The organism is Clostridium sp. DFI.1.208, from assembly GCF_024463855.1.
Lineage (GTDB): Bacteria > Bacillota_I > Bacilli_A > Erysipelotrichales > Erysipelotrichaceae > Clostridium_AQ.
In genome coordinates this window covers 1-18978 of the sequence record NZ_JANGCA010000034.1, presented here as the reverse complement: position 1 = coordinate 18978, position 18978 = coordinate 1, and the positions used below count along the sequence as shown (strand labels likewise).

General features: G+C 45.7%; 17 protein-coding genes, 1 tRNA gene and 1 rRNA gene. 17 read left to right on the top strand and 2 right to left on the bottom strand.

All coding sequences use genetic code 11. The features are described 5' to 3' along the window. Positions 1-15: 15 nt before the first annotated feature. The 6 genes from argJ to NE665_RS16015 all read left to right on the top strand — a co-directional run bounded on the left by argJ (position 16) and on the right by NE665_RS16015 (position 5490). Positions 16-1233 carry a bifunctional glutamate N-acetyltransferase/amino-acid acetyltransferase ArgJ gene (argJ, locus tag NE665_RS16040; protein ID WP_178760206.1) on the top strand — a complete coding sequence of 406 codons (1218 nt, stop codon included), beginning with the start codon at positions 16-18 and terminating at the stop codon, positions 1231-1233. Between the two features lie 21 nt (positions 1234-1254). After that, positions 1255-2118 carry an acetylglutamate kinase gene (gene argB, locus NE665_RS16035; protein ID WP_256302571.1) on the top strand — a complete coding sequence of 288 codons (864 nt, stop codon included), beginning with the start codon at positions 1255-1257 and terminating at the stop codon, positions 2116-2118. A gap of 4 nt (positions 2119-2122) precedes the next feature. Continuing rightward, positions 2123-3292, top strand: coding sequence for an aspartate aminotransferase family protein (locus NE665_RS16030; RefSeq protein WP_117444302.1), 1170 nt, complete (start codon positions 2123-2125; stop codon positions 3290-3292). 11 nt (positions 3293-3303) lie between these two features. After that, the gene (argF, locus tag NE665_RS16025; RefSeq protein WP_117444303.1) at positions 3304-4212 is read left to right on the top strand and encodes an ornithine carbamoyltransferase; all 909 of its coding nucleotides are present in this window, start codon (positions 3304-3306) and stop codon (positions 4210-4212) included. 128 nt (positions 4213-4340) lie between these two features. Further along, positions 4341-4958 carry a transporter accessory protein gene (locus NE665_RS16020; protein ID WP_117444304.1) on the top strand — a complete coding sequence of 206 codons (618 nt, stop codon included), beginning with the start codon at positions 4341-4343 and terminating at the stop codon, positions 4956-4958. Positions 4959-4968: 10 nt separating this feature from the next. Then, complete coding sequence (locus NE665_RS16015) at positions 4969-5490, top strand: ECF transporter S component (protein WP_117444305.1); 522 nt, start codon at positions 4969-4971, stop codon at positions 5488-5490. Between the two features lie 304 nt (positions 5491-5794). On the opposite strand, the gene NE665_RS16010 is transcribed toward NE665_RS16015, so the two are convergent. Then, positions 5795-6385 carry a xanthine phosphoribosyltransferase gene (locus NE665_RS16010; protein ID WP_117444306.1) on the bottom strand — a complete coding sequence of 197 codons (591 nt, stop codon included), beginning with the start codon at positions 6383-6385 and terminating at the stop codon, positions 5795-5797. Positions 6386-6613: 228 nt separating this feature from the next. Here NE665_RS16010 and NE665_RS16005 point away from each other — a divergent pair, with 228 nt between their 5' ends. The 5 genes from NE665_RS16005 to NE665_RS15985 all read left to right on the top strand — a co-directional run bounded on the left by NE665_RS16005 (position 6614) and on the right by NE665_RS15985 (position 10756). Continuing rightward, positions 6614-7498 carry a DMT family transporter gene (locus tag NE665_RS16005; RefSeq protein WP_117444307.1) on the top strand — a complete coding sequence of 295 codons (885 nt, stop codon included), beginning with the start codon at positions 6614-6616 and terminating at the stop codon, positions 7496-7498. A 134-nt stretch (positions 7499-7632) separates the two neighbouring features. After that, complete coding sequence (locus NE665_RS16000) at positions 7633-9081, top strand: 4Fe-4S dicluster domain-containing protein (RefSeq protein ID WP_117444308.1); 1449 nt, start codon at positions 7633-7635, stop codon at positions 9079-9081. Positions 9082-9309: 228 nt separating this feature from the next. After that, positions 9310-9645: a hypothetical protein gene (locus NE665_RS15995; RefSeq protein WP_117444309.1), complete on the top strand. Its 336-nt coding sequence runs from the start codon at positions 9310-9312 to the stop codon at positions 9643-9645. 65 nt (positions 9646-9710) lie between these two features. Then, positions 9711-9926 carry a YneF family protein gene (locus NE665_RS15990; protein WP_002611396.1) on the top strand — a complete coding sequence of 72 codons (216 nt, stop codon included), beginning with the start codon at positions 9711-9713 and terminating at the stop codon, positions 9924-9926. Between the two features lie 128 nt (positions 9927-10054). Then, on the top strand, positions 10055-10756 hold the full coding sequence (locus NE665_RS15985; RefSeq protein ID WP_117444310.1) for a biosynthetic peptidoglycan transglycosylase: 702 nt from the start codon (positions 10055-10057) through the stop codon (positions 10754-10756). A 341-nt stretch (positions 10757-11097) separates the two neighbouring features. Here NE665_RS15985 and NE665_RS15980 read toward each other — a convergent pair. Next, positions 11098-11184: transfer RNA gene (locus tag NE665_RS15980), tRNA-Leu, on the bottom strand. A 291-nt stretch (positions 11185-11475) separates the two neighbouring features. Between NE665_RS15980 and NE665_RS15975 the strand changes: the two genes are divergently transcribed. The 6 genes from NE665_RS15975 to NE665_RS15950 form a co-directional block, all read left to right on the top strand. After that, positions 11476-12609, top strand: coding sequence for an ABC transporter ATP-binding protein (locus tag NE665_RS15975; RefSeq protein WP_117444311.1), 1134 nt, complete (start codon positions 11476-11478; stop codon positions 12607-12609). Continuing rightward, a complete protein-coding gene (locus NE665_RS15970; RefSeq protein WP_117444312.1) occupies positions 12606-14177 on the top strand; it encodes a glycine betaine ABC transporter substrate-binding protein in 1572 nt (523 codons plus the stop codon). Before NE665_RS15975 ends, NE665_RS15970 begins: the two co-directional genes overlap by 4 nt. A gap of 1011 nt (positions 14178-15188) precedes the next feature. Next, on the top strand, positions 15189-15659 hold the full coding sequence (locus tag NE665_RS15965) for a MarR family winged helix-turn-helix transcriptional regulator (protein ID WP_117444314.1): 471 nt from the start codon (positions 15189-15191) through the stop codon (positions 15657-15659). Between the two features lie 12 nt (positions 15660-15671). Next, positions 15672-17087 (top strand): MATE family efflux transporter, encoded by a 1416-nt coding sequence (locus NE665_RS15960; RefSeq protein WP_117444315.1) that lies wholly within the window; start codon positions 15672-15674, stop codon positions 17085-17087. A 249-nt stretch (positions 17088-17336) separates the two neighbouring features. After that, positions 17337-18482, top strand: coding sequence for an ankyrin repeat domain-containing protein (locus tag NE665_RS15955; protein ID WP_233104715.1), 1146 nt, complete (start codon positions 17337-17339; stop codon positions 18480-18482). Between the two features lie 293 nt (positions 18483-18775). After that, positions 18776-18978, top strand: a 16S ribosomal RNA gene (locus NE665_RS15950); the annotation flags it as partial.

The following is an 18978-nucleotide window of genomic DNA, read 5'->3' as shown; positions in this document are numbered from 1 at the left end:
GAAAGGAAATTGATTATGGTTATTTGGAAGGAAAACGGTATCTGTGCACCTCTAGGCTTTCAGGCTGCAGGGATTCACTGCGGGATTCGCAGGAACCGGTCCAAAAAGGATCTGGCTCTGATTTACAGCAGTGTCATGTGTACGGCTGCCAGCACATATACATTAAACAAGGTGAAGGGTGCACCGATTGCTGTTACCAAGCGGCATCTGCAGGACGGGCACGCCCAGGCGATCATCTGCAATTCCGGTAATGCCAACACCTGCAACGCCAATGGTGAGGAAATTGCAAACCGCATGTGCGAGCTTTGCGCACAGGAGCTGAATCTAAACGCAGAGGATATAATCGTTGCTTCTACCGGGGTCATTGGCGAGCCGCTGAGCATTACACCGTTTGAGGAGCACATGCAGGAGCTGGTTTCTGCGCTGGATGTGAAGGGCGGAAGCGATGCCTGTGAGGGGATCATGACTACAGACACCTTTAAAAAACAATTCGCAGTGACCTTTACACTCCAGGACAAGGTATGTCATATCGGCGGTATGGCCAAGGGAAGCGGGATGATCCATCCCAATATGGCAACGATGCTGGCATTTCTGACAACCGATGTGGCAATCTCTGCCGAGCTGCTGGATGCCGTTGTGCATGAGGTAGTCGTAGATACCTTCAATATGGTCAGTGTTGATGGGGATACCTCAACGAATGATATGTTGAGTATTCTTGCGAATGGTTTAGCAAGAAATCCGGAAATCCGTGAGCGAAATGAGGATTATGAAGCCTTCAAGCAGGCTCTGATGGAAATCTGTGTGGAAATCAGCCGGAATATCGCCAAGGATGGGGAAGGAGCTACCAAGCTGCTAACCTGCAAGGTAACCTCTGCCAAGGATACGGAAACAGCAAAAGCGATTGCAAAATCCGTTGTCACAAGCTCTTTGTTCAAGGCTGCCATGTTTGGGCGTGATGCCAACTGGGGACGGATCCTGTGTGCCATCGGGTATGCAGAGGGGGATTTCGATATCCGTAAGGTGGATGTGGCACTTGCCAGTAAGGCAGGTCGTATGCAGGTATGTAAGGATGGTGCGGGCTGCGGCTTCGATGAGGAAGTGGCACTTAGCATTTTAAGTGAAAGTGAAATTGATATTCTGATTGATATGAAGCAGGGAAATGCACAGGCAACGGCATGGGGCTGTGACCTGACATATGATTATGTGAAAATCAATGGAGACTATCGAACATAGGATAAGGGAGATGTGAGTACATTGAAAATAGATGCCATACAGAAAGCAACCATACTGTCCAAGGCACTTCCGTATATACAAAAGTATAACGGAAAAATCGTTGTTATCAAATACGGTGGAAATGCCATGAAAAATGAAACGCTGAAGCAGAATGTCATGACAGATATCGTATTGCTGTCGGAAATCGGTGTGCATGTCGTGCTGGTACACGGCGGAGGGCCGGAAATCAACGGAATGCTGAAAAAGGTCGGTAAGCAGTCACGCTTTGTGGGAGGACTGCGCTATACGGATGAGGAAACAATGGATGTTGTACAGATGGTACTGGCGGGAAAAACGAATAAGGATCTGGTGTCTTTGATCAATCAGAAGGGTGCCAGAGCGGTTGGAATCAGCGGTATGGATGCCAATAGTATTCAGGCGAAGCAGTATACGGTGGAAGAAGGGGATCTTGGCTATGTCGGTGAAATCGAGGAAATTCATGAAGAGCTGATTCTGGATATCATTGAAAAGGGCTATATTCCGGTGGTGGCGAGTGTCGGCTGTGACGCGGCAGGCCACGCCTATAACATCAATGCGGATACGGCAGCTGCCAGTATTGCGGCAAAGCTGCATGCGGAAAATATGATTCTGGTCAGCGATATCCCGGGGCTTTTACGAAATCCCGAGGATGAAGGCTCTCTGATTCCAAGAGCTACGCTATCTGAAATCGAGGAATTGAAAAAGGATGGCGTTATCAGCGGCGGGATGATCCCCAAGGTGGACTGTCTGGTGACCGCTGTACAGGGCTCTGTGCAGCGAGCGGTGATTATCGATGGACGAGTTCCGCATTCCATCCTGATTGAAATGTTCAGCGAAGAGGGAATCGGAACCCTGGTAGAGGAGTGAAAAAATGGGTATAAAAGAGAATGATCAGCGCTATATCGCCCATACGTATGCACGCTTTGACGTTGTGCTGACGCATGGCAAGGGCTGTCGGGTATATGATGAAAATGAAAAGGAATATCTGGATTTGACAGCCGGTATCGGTGTAAATGCACTTGGCTATGCAGATGATGCGTGGGTGCAGGCTGTTGCAAGCCAAGCGGCAACGCTTCCGCATGTATCCAATCTGTATTATTCACAGCCGGACAGCGATGTGGCGAAGCTGATCTGTGAGCGCTGCGGCTTTACCAATATGTTTTTTGCAAATTCCGGCGCAGAGGCGAATGAGGGTGCAATCAAGGTTGCTAGAAAATATTCCAGTGATCATTATGGCTCTGGGCGGCATGAAATCATCACATTGGTGAATTCCTTTCACGGACGTACCATTACGGCGTTGAGTGCAACCGGACAGGATCATTTCCACCAACATTTTGATCCCTTTACACCTGGATTTGTACATGCGCTCGCCAATGATATCGAGGATTTGAAAAGCAAGGTAAGCAAGCGTACCTGCGCTGTTATGCTGGAAATGATACAGGGGGAAGGCGGTGTACTTCCACTGGAGCAGGCATTTGTGCGTGCGGTGGCAGAGCTGTGCAGAAAGCAGGATATCCTGCTGATTGTGGATGAGGTGCAGACCGGTGTGGGACGCTGCGGTACCTTTTATGCATATGAGCAATATGGTGTACACCCGGATATCGTTACAACGGCCAAGGGGCTTGGAAACGGACTTCCGATTGGCGGTGTTCTATTATCGGAAAAGGTATCCGATACCTTTCATCCCGGAGATCACGGTACAACGTTCGGCGGCAACCCGATTGCCTGTGCTGGTGCACGCGTTGTATTAAAGCGCATGGATGAAGCATTTCTGAGCGCTGTTCAGGAAAAGGGTGCCTATGTAAAGCAGCGTCTGAGCAAAATGCCGCATGTCGTACAGGTCAATGGTCTGGGACTCATGCGTGGAGTGGTGCTGGATGGTGTCACAGCCAGAGATGTTGTGGCTGCATGCATCGAAAAGGGCGTATTGCTTTTGACGGCTAAGGACAAGCTTCGCCTGCTGCCTCCGCTTACCATCACGATGGAGGAGCTGAAGGAAGCAATGGATATTGTGGAAGCTGTACTGACGCAGATTGCGTAAGGAGGAAGACGATGGAGCATTTACTGACACTAGCAGATCTGACAAAAGAAGAGCTGTATGAGCTGCTGGATTTGGCAGATAGTCTGAAAAAAGAAGTGAAAAAGGGTGTGTTTACGCCATACCTGCGTAATAAAACATTGGGTATGATCTTTACCAAATCATCTACCAGAACCCGTGTCTCCTTTGAAACGGGAATGGCACAGCTGGGCGGGACTGCCCTGTATCTGAATGCCAATGATATGCAGTTGGGACGCGGAGAGCCCATCAAGGATACGGCGCGGGTACTGTCTCGCTATCTGGATGGCATCATGATTCGTACGTATAAGCATTCCGATTTGGAGGAGCTTGCGGAATATGGAAGTATTCCGATTATCAATGGTCTGACAGACTATGTGCATCCCTGTCAGGTGCTGGCAGATTTACAGACGATCCGGGAACACAAGGGTAGCCTAGAGGGCTTAAAAATGTGCTTTATCGGTGCGGGAAATAATATGGCAAATTCTCTGATCAACGGCGGAATCCTCGCCGGTATGGAGGTGGCATGCGCCTGTCCGCTGGAATATCTGCCAGATGAGGGGATCACGAAGCGTGCACAGGCTAGCGGACGCTTTACACTGACACAGAATGTGCTGGAGGCTGCAAAGGATGCGGATGTACTGGTCACCGATGTATGGGCAAGCATGGGGGAAGAAGCGGAGGCTGCCCAACGCAGAAAAATATTTGAGGGCACCTATCAGATCAATGATGCATGCATGGCTGTGGCGAAAGCAGACGCCATGGTTCTGCACTGTCTGCCTGCGCATAGGGAAGAGGAAATTACAGAGAAGGTATTTGAAGCTCATGCGGATGAAATATTCGATGAGGCAGAAAATCGTCTGCATGCACAGAAGGCGGTTCTTGTTACACTGCTGAAGGATTGAAAAACAAACGGATGGTGAGAATCTGTCCGTTTTCTTTTCTATCCAGCACGGGGATATATTTTACATGGTTTTCATGTGATTTTACAGACAGGTATGGTATAATCAACACAGACAAATGAGGTGAACATATGAAAAAAATCGTTCTGCTGATGTTGGTCAGTCTGCTGTGCGCATGCAGTGCGAATACGAAGGCAGATAAGACAGAGCAAAATAAGAAGGATGCCTACTGCTCGGATGAAACAGATAAAAGCAGTGCCTGCGGCATTGATGAAAGTGCGGATATGAGCGGATATAAGGATTTCAAGGAAACGGAAAATCAGTTTGTGGATTCCGATATGCAGGAGGCTCTTTCTGTATTTCAGAAGAAGGAAAGTGCAATTTTGTATTTTGGGTATCCAAACTGCCCATGGTGTGTGGAGGCTCTGCCTGTGATGAATGCGGTCGCAAAGGAAGACAAACAGCATATTTTATACATACGAACAAGAGATGATAAGAAGGAGCTTCTCTATACGCCGGAGCAGAAGAAGGAACTGATTTCCTATACAAAGAAGTTTATGGAAAAGGATGATGAGGGCGAAGTTCAGCTGTACGTTCCCTTTGTTGTTGTCGTAAAGGATGGAAAAGCTGTTTCCGGACACATCGGTACCGTCGATGGACATGATGCCCATGAACGGAAAATGACGGAGAAGGAAACGCAGGAGCTGAAAAAAATCTATGCGGATATGTTTTCTGCCGTAACGAAGTAGGGGGAATGTTATGAGTGATCAGGTAAAACGGCTGACGCTGTCAGCGTTCTTTCTGGCACTGGGGCTTGTACTGCCCTTTGCCTTTCATTCCTTTGGTCCGCAGGCAGGTGCAGTTTTTCTGCCAATGCATATTCCGGTATTGCTATGTGGCTTCGTGTGCGGTTCTGCATATGGTGCTTTGATCGGAGTGCTGACGCCGTTGCTGTCCAGCGCATTAACCGGTATGCCGCCGCTAATGCCAACCGGAATTGCAATGTGTCTGGAGCTGCTGACGTATGGCTTTTTGAGCGGATGGATGACAAAAAAGCTGCCGCTGTATCCTTCCTTGATTATCACGATGCTGGCGGGAAGAGCGGTCAGCGGAATGACAAATCTGGTGCTGCTGAGCATGGCGGGAAAGGCATATACTGTGCATATCTTTTTAACAGCCGCCTTTGTAACCGCGATACCTGGTATTGTGCTGCAGCTGGTAATGATTCCGCTTCTGGTCAGTGTGGTGAAAAAGGTAGAGGTCAGAAAGACAGAGGATTGAAATGGATAAGCAGGCGATTCTGCTTGTGCATGCTTTCATAGGACAAGGAGGAAGGGATTCGATTGAGCAATCGTACCATCTTCCTTTTTATATGCAGAGAAAAAAGACGTCCATACCGGGTACCTTTGGCTATCATGAGTCTAGAAAAACAAATGAATGATAACAGAGAGCCACTCTGCATCGCAAACAAAATACAGAAAGGTAAGCAGCTTACAAGGTGATATGGAAAAGAAGCACAGGTGGCTGGTAGAGAGAAAAGGCTATAGAAAAACCGGACAGTGTCCGGCCGGTTTATAATATTCGCTTATGCAGCTTCGTACTCTTCGGAAACAAAGGTAATCATCCCCTGTGAAAGGGAAGCAATGCGTGCCTGGGAATAGACAGGATATCCCTGTGCCTCCACCTTCTGGCGCCCCGGCTGAAAGGCTTTCTCAATCACAATTCCAATCCCCTCAATGACAGCGTTTGCCTGCTTCAGGATTTCGATGCCGCCAAGACATGCCTCTCCGTTTGCCATGAAATCATCCAGAAACAGAACATGGTCCTCAGCAGACAGGTACTTTTTGCTGCAGATAATGTCGTAATCCTTGTTTTTTGTGAAGGAATGAATCTGACAGGTGTACAAATCATCCTTCATGATCCGTGAGGTATCCTTTTTGAAGTAGACAACCGGAACCTGCAGCAGATAGCCAAGCATAACTGCCGGTGCGATACCGCTTGTCTCGATGGTCGCAATCTTGGTGATGTGCTTATCCTTGAAATGCTCTTTGAAATCCTTTGCCAGCTCCATCATCAGCTGTGCATCAATCTGGTGATTTAAAAAGGCATCCACCTTCAATACATCCTCATTCATAGCATTGCCGTATTTTTCTATGTATTCTTCCAGTAATCTCATACAAACGCTTCCTCTCTACTCATGTACTAAACTGTATAAAAAAACGAGACTGATTTCTCATGGGTATTATTATAATATGGGGATAGAGAAATAGCAATCCTTTTTTTGCTTCTGCACAATGGGGAATTACGTCTAGGAAAGTATACGAAAAAAGCTTATATTTCCTGGCAAAGAACACTTGCGGCAGCGAAGGGGCTGTGGTATGATGTTGAGCAATGAGGTGAAAGTGTGAAAAAAATATACGCGAATATGATACTGGTCGTTGTTACCGTTGTCTGGGGAGGCGGTTTTATCGCTACCGACGGAGCACTGGATGCTTTGTCTCCGTTTTATATCATGATGATACGTTTTGTGGGAGCTGCTGTTTTTCCATTGCTGATCTGCTGGAAAAAGCTGCGCAGGCTGGATCACTCTACCATCGGTCATGGAATTATTACGGGAATCTTCCTGTTTCTGGCGTTTGCCTTTCAGACCTTTGGACTGAAGTATTCAACGCCGAGTAAGAATGCATTTCTGACTGCTACCAATGTGGTGTTTGTACCATATCTGCTTTGGCTGCTTTGGCATCGGCGTCCCTCCCGCAAGGAGCTGATTGCATCGCTGCTCTGCATTGTGGGGATTGCGTTGCTGACGTTGAAAAAGGATGCGTTGCTGCTGGGAATCGGCGATATGCTGTCTCTTGTCTGTGCCTTGTTCTTCGCATTGCACATCATTGCTCTGGAACGCTATTCCGCCCATGTTGATACGGTGTGCATGACGGCTTTGCAAATGATAACAGCCGGTGTGATTTCCACTGTTTGTGCATTGACGCTGGAACAGCCGCCGGCTTCCTTTGACTGGCATGCGGCAGGAAATGTGGCCTATCTGATTTTTGTGTCAACGCTGCTTGCCTATCTGCTGCAGACCTTTGCACAGAAATATACAACCGCCAACAGCGCATCCCTGATCCTGTCCATGGAGGCACTCTTTGCGTCCATCTTCTCATTTCTGCTGCTGGGGGAGGTTATGAGTCTTCCGATGATACTTGGCGCCTGTCTTATTTTTTCCTCTATTCTGTATATCGAGTATAAGCCAAGGCGAAAGAAAAAAGAGGTGCCAACGGATACCCGTTGAAAAAAAGTATAAATACATAAAAAGCTGTAAATTTTACTATTTACCGCTTTTTTTATATACATGCTTTGTGATATAATTATCATGTTAAAAAAAGCACAAGCTGTTTTTTATGCTTGTGCATAGAGGAGGATATTATGTCATTATTTGATCACGAAGCCAGACAGTTTAAATTCGACGTACTGAGAGAGGTTAGCAAGCGTGCGTTTGATGGAAAGCTGAACGATGACGTCTGTGATGAGGTAGCGAATCTGTTGATTCCGGGGAAACATGCAGAATTCCGCTGCTGTATTTATAAGGAAAAGGAAATCATTCGTCAAAGGACACGAATGGCGCTGGGGAAACCGCCGGTTCCGGTAGAAAATGACAACAAGCGTCAGATTGTACGTGTAATTGAAGCAGCCTGTGACGGCTGCAGCATCCATAAGATTCAGGTAACGGATAATTGCCGGAAGTGTATGGCAAAGGCCTGCCTGTCTGCGTGTAAATTTGATGCGATCCATATGGGAGAGGATCACGCATTTATTGACTATGATAAATGTAAGGAATGCGGTGCCTGCAGAAATGCATGTCCGTTCAATGCGATTGTTGAAACGCAGCGTCCCTGCATGAAAAGCTGTCCGGTGGATGCGATTCGCATGGGAGAAGACGGCTTAGCGAAAATCGATGAGGCAAAATGCATCAACTGCGGCGCCTGTCAGGCAAAATGTCCGTTCGGCGCAATCGAGGATATGTCCTGGATGCTGGATGTGATTGAGCTGCTGAAGAAAAAGGAAGAGGTTTATGCGGTGTTTGCTCCTGCTATTCAGGGGCAGTTTGACAGCGCTACCCTGCCGCAGATCATGCAGGCGATGCGTGATCTGGGCTTTAGCGATGTGTACGAAGCGGCCATTGGGGCAGATGCTGTGGCATGGTATGAAAAGGAAGATGCGAAAAAGCACAAGGCAGAGGGAAAGAAAATTACCACCTCCTGCTGTCCTGCCTTCGTAAATATGGCAAAGCAGCATTTCCCAACGGTTTATGAAAGCAGTGTATCCCATATGGTCAGCCCAATGGTTGCGACGACGCGCTATCTGAAAAAGCATCATCCGGATTGCAAGGTTGTTTTCGTTGGACCATGTGTTGCGAAAAAGCAAGAGGTTTTGGATAGTGAGGTTGATTTCTGCATCACCTTTGAAGAGCTAGGTGCGATGTTTGTATCCAAGCATATCTCTCCGGAGAATGTGACTGCGAAGGAAGAGGATACCGCTTCTGCCTATGGACGTTTCTTCTCTGTCGGCGGTGGAGTCTCCAAGGCGGTTGCCGTTGCCCTGAAGGAGAATAATGATGAAGCTGTCAGCGCTGAATATGCTGATGGAAGCGATGCATGTAAAAAAGCACTGCTCATGATGAAGGTCAACCGCTTCCAGGCGGATATACTGGAGGGAATGGCGTGTCAGGGCGGCTGTATCTGCGGACCGGCTACTATAGAAAACATGCCGAAAGCAAAAGCTCGCATGACCAAGGAGAATTTGGCAATCAAGGATAAGACGATTGCAGCTACTCTTGAAAAATATGATTTCTCTGATATTGATTTACACAGATAAAGAATGAAAAAGGCGGGAGCTGGGTTCTTCGCAATCCAGTGCCTGTCTTTTTTGCTATGAGCGACGTTTCAACTTCCCGGACATAAGCAAGCAGGCTTTATATTGCATCTAGCTGTCTGCTGTAAGCGGCTTTCCTCTGCAGCGCTTTCTGCATAAAAACAATCGGTTCCACAAAATTCTACAAATCTCATGCAAGATGGAATGTACAATGGGAACAGGTGATAATCTATGAAATTATGTTATGCGCTTCAGCCGGCCTTTTACGATGCCATGAAGCAGAGCGGAGATATACAGGCATTACTGGATGGGATGGATGAGCAGCAAAGAAGCAGAATTCAGATTCCCATTGAAGCACAGACCCTGCAAGAGAGTGCGGAGGCCTTCTTTCAAAAAGAAATTGCGTGCAGGGAGGACTGTCTTTGTTATGATCATTTTCTGAAATCCCGTGTATATGAGGTATACATACGAGAGGGGGCGGCATGGTTCGAGGATTGCACGAATCCGTTTTATCAGCTGCTGAAAAGAAAATATCGCTGCCTTCTCGTTCAAGAAGTGGATAAATAGGGCGAAAACTATTGTAAAATCTCTTTAAAAATAGTAAAATATGCTTATTGTAAGGAGGATTACATATGGATTTTTTAAGCTCTGTGTTATTTACCCTTGTAGGATTGGCAATTGGGGGATTCCTCGGTTTCTATTTCACAAAAAAGAAATTCGAGAAGGAACTTAGAGAAAACCCGCCTATCAACGAGAAAATGATTCGTGCGATGTTTTTACAAATGGGAAGAAAACCATCTGAGGCTCAGATTAAACAGATAATGAAGTCAGTGAACGCAAACAGATAATACACGGTGATGACCGTGTTTTATTTTGCATTTGTTTGCATATCTTTCTGTTTCCTGACAATTTTCTAACGAATCTGTAAGTTAGCTTCACAAGGAAATAAGTATGCTATAATGAGGATGGTGATAAAGTGAAGATTATAAGAAAACTGTTCCTGATTTTGCTTCTGATCATTTTGATTGTTTTGACGTTGTTTGTAGGACTTGGCTTTGTTAATTATGTTAAGGCCACCAATGAGGTCAGCATCCGTGAGAAGGTAGAGGAAATTAAAAATAAGAAGTCCTATGTGACTTATGACGAAATTAGCGAGGAGCTGCTGCAGGCAACGGTTGCGATTGAGGACCGGCGCTTTTATGAGCATCACGGGGTGGAATACCGTTCTATGGCCAGAGCGCTCTATCAGAATGTGCTGGCAGGGCAAATCCGCGGGGGAGGCAGTACGATTACACAGCAGCTGGCAAAAAATATGTATTATACCTATCAGCCATCCTATCTTCGTAAGGTCAGCGAAATCTTTACTGCCTATGATCTTGAAAAGGAGCTGAGCAAAAAAGAGATTTTGGAGCTTTATGTCAATGTGATCAATTACGGGGATAATTATATCGGGATCAAGGCGGCAAGTGAGGGGTATTTCCATAAGAAGCCAAAGGATCTGACACTGGATGAGGCAACGCTTCTGGCAGGTCTTCCGCAATCTCCTGCAAATTATCAGCTGAGCAATCATGAATCCGCAGCAAGAAAACGGCAGGTTCAGGTGTTGGATGCGATGATTCGGGAAAATATGATCGATGAACAGCAGAAAACGGTAGTTATGAAGCAGGCGGATACGTAAAGCGGCTATCTAGTATCAGGAGGGAGATATTTAAAAGAAACGGATTGCCGCATCATAAAAAAGCCAGACCACAGATAATAAAAAAAAGGAAGCCTTCGATTCCGTGGATGGATAAGATGATGATTTCTGGTTTTCCAGATGGATTCAGCTGTTCATCAAGTATGCAGAGGGCTTCCTTTTTCTGTTGGAGGTAGTGTATCGCAGTAAGACAAATATGAAAACAGAAATAGCAGCCACAGCAAAATCTGCAGGGGATTCTGCTTGTGTATTTGAAACTGCGCTTCTATTTTCTGTCATATATACAAAAAAAGCAGATACGATGTATCTGCTGTCTGGTTCACTGGTGCCCGAGGCCGGACTCGAACCGGCATGGTATTGCTACCGACGGATTTTGAGTCCGTTGCGTCTACCAGTTTCACCACTCGGGCGATTGCTTTGTTATTATAGCGTATTTTTTCAGGGAATGCAATCCCTTTTTTATGAAAAACATAGGATAAGGGTGAGTTCTATAGAAAATGTAAGAAATGTTACAACTGAAATAAAATGAAAAACAGCTTCTATTTTTACCGACGATTTTACATTCTTTTCAAACTGTGTTATACTTATAACTACACATGGTGAAAAAGGATGGGGTTCGCAGGAATCGACTTTCATCTTACGTCGCCGGTACGCTGTCGACAGACAGTTTTTTCTATTTGGAAAAGAGAGGAGGAATGTATATGTTGGAATTTCAGCATGTTTCCAAAACTTTTAAAAACCAGGAGGTTCTCCATGATATCAGCATGGAGATTCACGACGGGGAATTCGTTGTATTGATTGGCCCCAGTGGCTGTGGAAAGACGACGACCCTGAAAATGATCAATCGTCTGATAGCGCCCACAGGCGGTCAGATTCTTTTAAATGGCAGTGATATCCGAAATGAGGATGTGATTCGTCTGCGAAGAAATATGGGATATGTCATACAGCAGACAGGCTTGTTTCCACACATGAACATCGAGGATAATATGGAGGTGATTGCAAAGCTGGAGCATGTGGAGCAGTCACAGCGCAGGGCGAGGACCAAGGAGCTGATGGAAATGGTCGGACTGGACTATGCCGAATTTTCTCAACGCTATCCACAGGAGCTAAGCGGCGGTCAGCAGCAAAGAGTCGGCGTTGCCAGAGCCTTTGCTCTTGATCCGGATATCATCCTGATGGATGAGCCGTTTTCGGCTTTGGATCCAATCACGCGTTCCTCTCTTCAGGATCAGCTGTTACAGATTCAGGAAAACGTAAAGAAAACGATCGTATTTGTAACACATGATATGGATGAAGCAATTAAAATAGCAGATCGTATCTGTATTATGCACGATGGAAATATCGTGCAATTTGATACGCCGGAGGAAATACTGAAGCATCCGGTCAATGAATTTGTCAGCAGCTTTGTCGGTAAAAACCGCATATGGGATTCACCGGAGCTGATACGTGCCAGTGATATCATGATTCGCCGTGTTATTACAACCTATCCCGGTGTTTCTCTGGTACGTGCCTATGAATATATGCGCTACAACAAGGTGGATACCCTCATGGTTGTTGATCACAGCCAGCAGCTGCAGGGAATGATCACAGCCAAGATGATTCGCAGACAGCCGCGCGACAATCACCTGCTTGTGCGTGATATTATGGTCAATCCCGCATATTGTGCACAGGAGGATGATAACCTTGTAGATGTTATGCAGCAGACAAGACAGCATGACTTTTACAACGTTCCTGTATTGGATGAGCAGGGGAAGCTGCGTGGACTGATTACCAGAAGCTCTCTGGTGACCACCTTCTCCAAGCAGTTTGATCTGGAAGAAGGTGAACAGGCATGAGTGAATTTATCGAATACGTACAATCCATACAGGGACAAATTCTATCGCTGAGCTGGGAGCATGTGGAGCTTACTTTGTTTTCTGTTATTCTTGCCATTGCAATCGGTGTTCCCCTTGGTATTTTGATATCCTACCTCAAAAAGCTGACAAAGCCGGTTCTGGGGATCGCCAATATCGTACAGGCCATACCAAGCCTTGCGTTGCTGGGCTTCGCTATCCCTTTTCTGGGAATCGGCTCCAAGCCTGCCATCTTTATGGTGATCTTATATTCCCTGCTGCCCATTATCAAAAATACGTATACCGGTATTCAAAGCATCCCGGATCAGACACTGGAGGCTGCAAAGGGAATCGGCATGACAAGAGCACAGATTCTGATAAAGGTACAAATTCCCATGGCATTACCAATCATTATGGCAGGTGTGCGGATTTCGGCGGTTACGGCTGTCGGGCTGATGACGATTGCGGCCTTTATCGGAGCAGGTGGTCTTGGATATCTTGTATATTCCGGTATCCGAACATCCAACAATATGCAAATACTGGCCGGTGCGATTCCAGCCTGTATTCTGGCTTTGGTCATCGATTCCTTCATGGGCATTCTGGAGCGTGTGGTTGTACCGGAGGGACTGACCATCGGAAATTCACAGACAAACCGTCCGGTACGCAAATCAACAAAAATTATCGTATCGCTGCTATGCCTTTGTTTGCTGCTGGCATCTGTTGGCGGCAGACTTATGAAGGGTGTAAATAAGGAAGCTTTGCATATCGGTAGCTCTGATATGAGTGAACAGCTGATTCTCGGTAACATGTATGCCGATATGATAGAAGCGAAAACGGACTACAAGGTGCAAAGAGATCTTTCTCTAGGCGGAGTGCAAATTTGCTTCAGTGCATTGCAAAATGGTCAGATTGACATGTATGTTGATTATACCGGAACATTATATGGCGATATTTTGAAAATGAAGTCTAACAGCAATGCAGATGAGGTGTATCGCGTTGCAAAAGAGAAAATCAAAGAAAAGTATAATCTTACACTGCTGGATCAGACACCGTTTAATGATACCTATACCTTTACTGTGCGTAAGGATACGGCTGAGAAATATAATTTGAAGACAGTCAGTGATTTGGAAAAGGTATCCGATCGTCTTATCATTACACCAACACTGGCATTCAATAACCGGAAAGAAGCACTGCCCGGTATCAAAAGCAAATATCCGAACATGAGCTTTAAGGATAATATTGCAATGGATGGAGCGACACGCTATGTGGCTCTCGCCAATAAAGAAAGCGATGTAATTGATGCGTATTCCACAGATGGATTGATTTCCTATTATGATCTGGTTGTGCTGGAAGATGATAAGCAGTATTTTCTTCCATACTATGGAGTACCGATGGTAAGTGAGCATCTGCTTACGGAATATCCGGATGCTGTTCCTGTTATCAATGAGCTCAGCAAGCACCTGAGCAGTGAAGGCATGCGGAAGCTGAACTATGAGGTGGATGTAAAAAAACGCGAGCCGGCGGAGGTTGCACATGAATTTCTGGTACAGGAAGGATTGCTTGAAAAATAAGCCTGTAAAAAAGCGAAGTCAAAGTGCTGCAGCTTGCGGCTTGAGTGTAACAATGATTTTAAAATAAAAGAAAGCATGGCTTTGTATTCTATCAGTTGCTGATCTGATAGGATATGAGGCCTCTTTTTGTTCTGAGAAAATCAAATGGAAGGAATGCAATTACGGTATGCTGCTGGTATGCGCGATGTAGGATACAGCTTGAATTTCATACTATATGCTTTTGTGTGGATGAATGAGGTAGCGCGGATGAAGGGCTGTGCAGCATGGATTACACCGCTTTTTTTCATTTCCGTTGTGACTATCGGTGAATGTCCTGTTATGTGAATGAAATAAAACAGGTTTAGATGATGGGAAACGGTTTCGCAGACTTCATTCTGTTTATGATGATGAGTCTGATCTCTTTCACCATTGACTCTGCGATTGCTATTGGCTCTGATGGCTGCTTCTGCATACTCTCACATCCTTTTATCTATATGAATTCAGTACAGCACGGTTCTTTGAAAAGGGCGTTGACCTTATACAATCGGATTTCAGTGACGAGTAACTTGAGGAGGACTTTGCCATAGAGGAACTGCTTGGACGAAGGATACCTACAAGGCGGTATTGGATTTTGAAGCACTGCTTTTTTTCGGCTGAAGGGTGATCGAGCTGCTTCTTATCGATGACAGTGAAATAAATGGTAGGAATGCTGAGAAACGAACACTCGCAGCTATGCTCTTGCTTTCGCTCTTATATCTTTTATAGGGAAAGGGGCGAAGCTTCATGGGATGGCAATCCATATAATAGGATGCATCCGATAAAGCAATCACATAAAGAAGCAAATAGCATAAAAAATTACATAAAAGGAATGCATCTGGATAATCATTGCATCAGGTATAAAAGCATGAAGCGATAGCAAAAGGAAGCGAGTATCATGCTCACAGTCAACAGCGCTTTCCAGAAGGTGCTTGCAAGTTCATAAAAACATGATATACTATATTCGTTTACAGGTAAACTAATGGAGGTGATGTCATGCTGGACCATACCAATCTGGAAACACTCGTAAAACGCTGTGCAGCCTTTCGTAAGGTGTATGCCAGGGTCTGTGCGCCACAGCTAAAGCAATATCAGCTGTCGCCCAGTGAGGTGGATATTCTGATTTTCTTATCTAACAACCGCACGATCAATACGGCGAAGGAGCTTTGTGCGTTTCTTGGTATATCCAAAGGACTGGTTGCCAGAGGAATTGAATCCCTGCTGTTGAAAGAGTATGTATACATTGAAACGGATAACAGTGACCGGCGTATACAGCACCTGTTTCTAACAGAAGAGGTGCAGGAGGTCATACAGGTTCTATCGAAACAGCGCAGTGAGGTGGAAGCACAGATACTGAAGGGGATTCCTCAGGAGCATTTGGATATCCTTGTACAGACCTTCGATCGCATCAACGCGAATATTGAAAGCATCACAGAAGCAAATGAACATACAAACGAACATACATAGGAGGAATGCTGAATGAAGATGTCAAAAGAAGTAGATTTAGGGAAGGAGCGCATCGGCAGATTGTTTTTTATGCTGGCAGTACCGGCTATTCTGTCACAGCTGGTCAATGCGCTCTATAATATGGTCGACCGTATGTACATCGGTCATATACCGGAAGTGGGAGCGACGGCTCTGACCGGTGTGGGCATCAGCTTTCCCATTATCATGATCATCTCCGCCTTTGCGGCACTGGTCGCAATGGGCGGTGCACCGCGTGCCTCCATCCTGATGGGACAGCAGGATATGAAGGGTGCGGAAAAGATACTGGGAAACTGCTGCTGTGCGTTGATCATCACCGCACTGGTGCTTACGGTGGTTGTCATCGGCTTTCATACACCACTGCTGTACATGTTTGGCGCGAGTGAGAACACGATTGGCTATGCCCAATCCTACATGATCATATATGCGGCCGGTACGATTTTCGTTCAGCTGACGCTGGGGATGAATGCCTTTATATCAGCACAGGGATTCAGCAGAATCAGTATGCTGACGGTTGTGATCGGAGCAATCACCAATATCATCCTGGATCCGATTCTGATTTTTGTTTTTGATATGGGAGTGCAGGGAGCCGCACTTGCTACGGTCATATCGCAGGGAATCTCTTCCATCTGGGTAATGCGCTTTCTGATGGGAAAGCAGACGGTATTAAAGCTGCGCCTGAGCAATTTCCGATTAAACGCAAAGGTGCTGCTTCCATCTCTCGCCTTAGGTGTGGCACCCTTTATTATGCAATCAACGGAAAGTATCCTCGTATTGTGCTTTAATTCCTCCTTATTGAAATATGGAGGAGACCTTGCTGTTGGAGCAATGACAATACTATCAAGTGTTATGCAGTTTGCCATGCTGCCGTTATCCGGTTTCACACAGGGAGCACAGCCGATTATCAGTTATAACTATGGCGCAAACAATGCCTATCGCGTGAAAAAGGCCTTTCGGCTTTTGCTGATCAGCTGTCTGACCTACTCAGCTATACTCTGGCTGCTTGCCATGGTGGTGCCGAATATGTTTGCGGCGATTTTCACCAGTGATCCTGCTTTAACAGAAATCACCGTATGGGCCCTGCGCATTTATATGGGAGGGTGTTTGCTGTTTGGCGCACAGATTGCCTGTCAGCAAACCTTTATTGCCCTTGGTAACGCAAAGACCTCAGCCTTCCTGGCGATGTTTCGTAAAATTATCGTTTTGATTCCGCTGATTTATATCCTTCCAATGTTTATAGAGGATAAGGTCATGGCAGTTTTCCTGGCAGAGCCGATTGCGGATATACTGGCCGTTCTGACTACAGTAACGATGTTTGTGCTCTTCTTTAAAAAGCTGCTTCATAACATGGATGAAGAACAAGTGGAAGAAGCAAAGCAGCAAGCACAGCTGGAAGCAAAGGAAGTGTAAACCGTTAGTGGGAATAGCTGATAAAGAGCTTTCCTACATTTCTGATATATAGAAGGGCTTCTTATCGGATACTATGCGATAGGAAGCCTTTTTTTTATGAAAAAGAAGAAAGGGGAACTATAAAAAGCCTGTGGCAAATAGGGAAAAAATACTAAAAATGGCTTTGTCGTATGGTATACTGCTATTATATATAGAATACGGATGAAGGAAAGGAACAGAACGATGAGGGTAAGAGGCTTCTTGAAAACAATGCGTAAGGAAGATGGAAAGCAGGCGGTGCAGGAACAGGATACGAAGACAGTAATCCAGCAGCCAGCCGTCAAAAAGGGGTATAAGAGAAAAACACTGGTTGATGATTTTCGTGCTATCGTAGCACAGGGCGATCTGCAGGAGCTTCAAAAAGTATTTCAGCGTTGTGATATCAATGCGTATGATACCTTTACTAAAAACAATGCATTGAGCTTTTATGGTCTTTCAAAAGAGGCGATTCTCTGGCTGGTGGAACAGGGATGTAATTTGAACTATGTAGGACGCTGGGGTAAGACGCCACTGCATTATCAGGCATCCTATCGGGGAAGTCATCTTGCTTTGTTTCTTTCCCTTGGCGCAAATGTGCAACAGGATGATCAGGGAGATACTCCAATGCATGTTGCTGCTTCAAATTTTATGGTGGAGCATGTGAGAGAATTACTGTTTGCAGGGGTGAAGGTCCGTAAGAAAAACCACAGCGGAGAAACACCCTTGGAGGAAATGCTAGTGAGAGCGGATGGTCTTCATTTGCCAGAGGTGGTTGAAATCGCGGAATTGCTGTTGCAGCATGGAGAATATATCCGCAAGAAGATGAAGGTGTCAGTGGAGCGGATTGGCAAAGATGTAGAATTTTACCGCTGTGATCCTACTGCTTGTGATGAAGCTGCACTTCAAATACAGGAGGCAACGGATGAGGCGTTACGAAAGCTATATAGGATCTTTCATGTAAAACCGGTGGAGAAACGAACAAGAATGAAAAGTGGAGAGTGTGTTGTAGTACAAAGCAATCAATGGCAACAGCAGTATCAGGAATTATGGGAGTTGTTGGTGCCTGCTAGTGGGGCTGCGGAAACACTACAGGGAGAGGTGCTTCGCATCACTGGAAAACTTTCTTATGAGCTGCTGGATAACGGTGGTATGAATTGGGATAGAGAATATCAAAGGATGGTACAGGCAATGAAGAGATACATTTCCATAGGAAACGGATTTACACAAGAGGAGCTACAGGAAGTCCATGAGATTTTATCTGCGTGCATCGGTGGAAGGGGAGGCGAAGGTATGAGACGCTTGTGTGAATGTACGGTAGACTGGATCCTACGAAATCCTGATTTAATTCCGTTGGGTTCATCGTCCTATAAGCGATAGGGAAGGTTTGTGCGATGTAGGAAACCTTGCTGCTGGATACGGTATATAGAAAGGCTTTATGACATAGTTTGTCGATTTATGACAAAAAAGTCAAAAAAACAAAAAAAGCTGTTGACACACAGGGATATGTGTTGTATTATATACGAGCGCTGATGAGTACAGCGGCAAACGAAATAGAAATTTCGGTCTTTGAAAACTGAACAGGAAACGTCAATTATTTGAGAAAACAATATTCTCGGAAATAACGATGACTAAAATGAAATTCAAACGCAAGTCATGCGTTAGAGCTAAATCAAATGGAGAGTTTGATCCTGGCTCAGGATGAACGCTGGCGGCATGCCTAATACATGCAAGTCGAACGAAGTCTTCAGGAAGCTTGCTTCCAAAGAGACTTAGTGGCGAACGGGTGAGTAACACGTAGGTAACCTGCCCATGTGTCTGGGATAACTGCTGGAAACGGTAGCTAAAACCGGATAGGTATACGGAGCGCATGCTC

Coding starts and splice junctions, on each gene's coding strand:
- NE665_RS15960 (WP_117444315.1), top strand. CDS start 15,672: ATGAAGATGTCAAAAGAAGTAGATTTAGGGAAGGAGCGCATCGGCAGA.
- NE665_RS16010 (WP_117444306.1), bottom strand. CDS start 6,385: ATGAGATTACTGGAAGAATACATAGAAAAATACGGCAATGCTATGAAT.
- NE665_RS15990 (WP_002611396.1), top strand. CDS start 9,711: ATGGATTTTTTAAGCTCTGTGTTATTTACCCTTGTAGGATTGGCAATT.
- NE665_RS16000 (WP_117444308.1), top strand. CDS start 7,633: ATGTCATTATTTGATCACGAAGCCAGACAGTTTAAATTCGACGTACTG.
- NE665_RS16015 (WP_117444305.1), top strand. CDS start 4,969: ATGAGTGATCAGGTAAAACGGCTGACGCTGTCAGCGTTCTTTCTGGCA.
- NE665_RS15970 (WP_117444312.1), top strand. CDS start 12,606: ATGAGTGAATTTATCGAATACGTACAATCCATACAGGGACAAATTCTA.
- NE665_RS16020 (WP_117444304.1), top strand. CDS start 4,341: ATGAAAAAAATCGTTCTGCTGATGTTGGTCAGTCTGCTGTGCGCATGC.
- NE665_RS15965 (WP_117444314.1), top strand. CDS start 15,189: ATGCTGGACCATACCAATCTGGAAACACTCGTAAAACGCTGTGCAGCC.
- argJ (WP_178760206.1), top strand. CDS start 16: ATGGTTATTTGGAAGGAAAACGGTATCTGTGCACCTCTAGGCTTTCAG.
- NE665_RS15995 (WP_117444309.1), top strand. CDS start 9,310: ATGAAATTATGTTATGCGCTTCAGCCGGCCTTTTACGATGCCATGAAG.
- NE665_RS16030 (WP_117444302.1), top strand. CDS start 2,123: ATGGGTATAAAAGAGAATGATCAGCGCTATATCGCCCATACGTATGCA.
- NE665_RS15955 (WP_233104715.1), top strand. CDS start 17,337: ATGCGTAAGGAAGATGGAAAGCAGGCGGTGCAGGAACAGGATACGAAG.
- argF (WP_117444303.1), top strand. CDS start 3,304: ATGGAGCATTTACTGACACTAGCAGATCTGACAAAAGAAGAGCTGTAT.
- NE665_RS15975 (WP_117444311.1), top strand. CDS start 11,476: ATGTTGGAATTTCAGCATGTTTCCAAAACTTTTAAAAACCAGGAGGTT.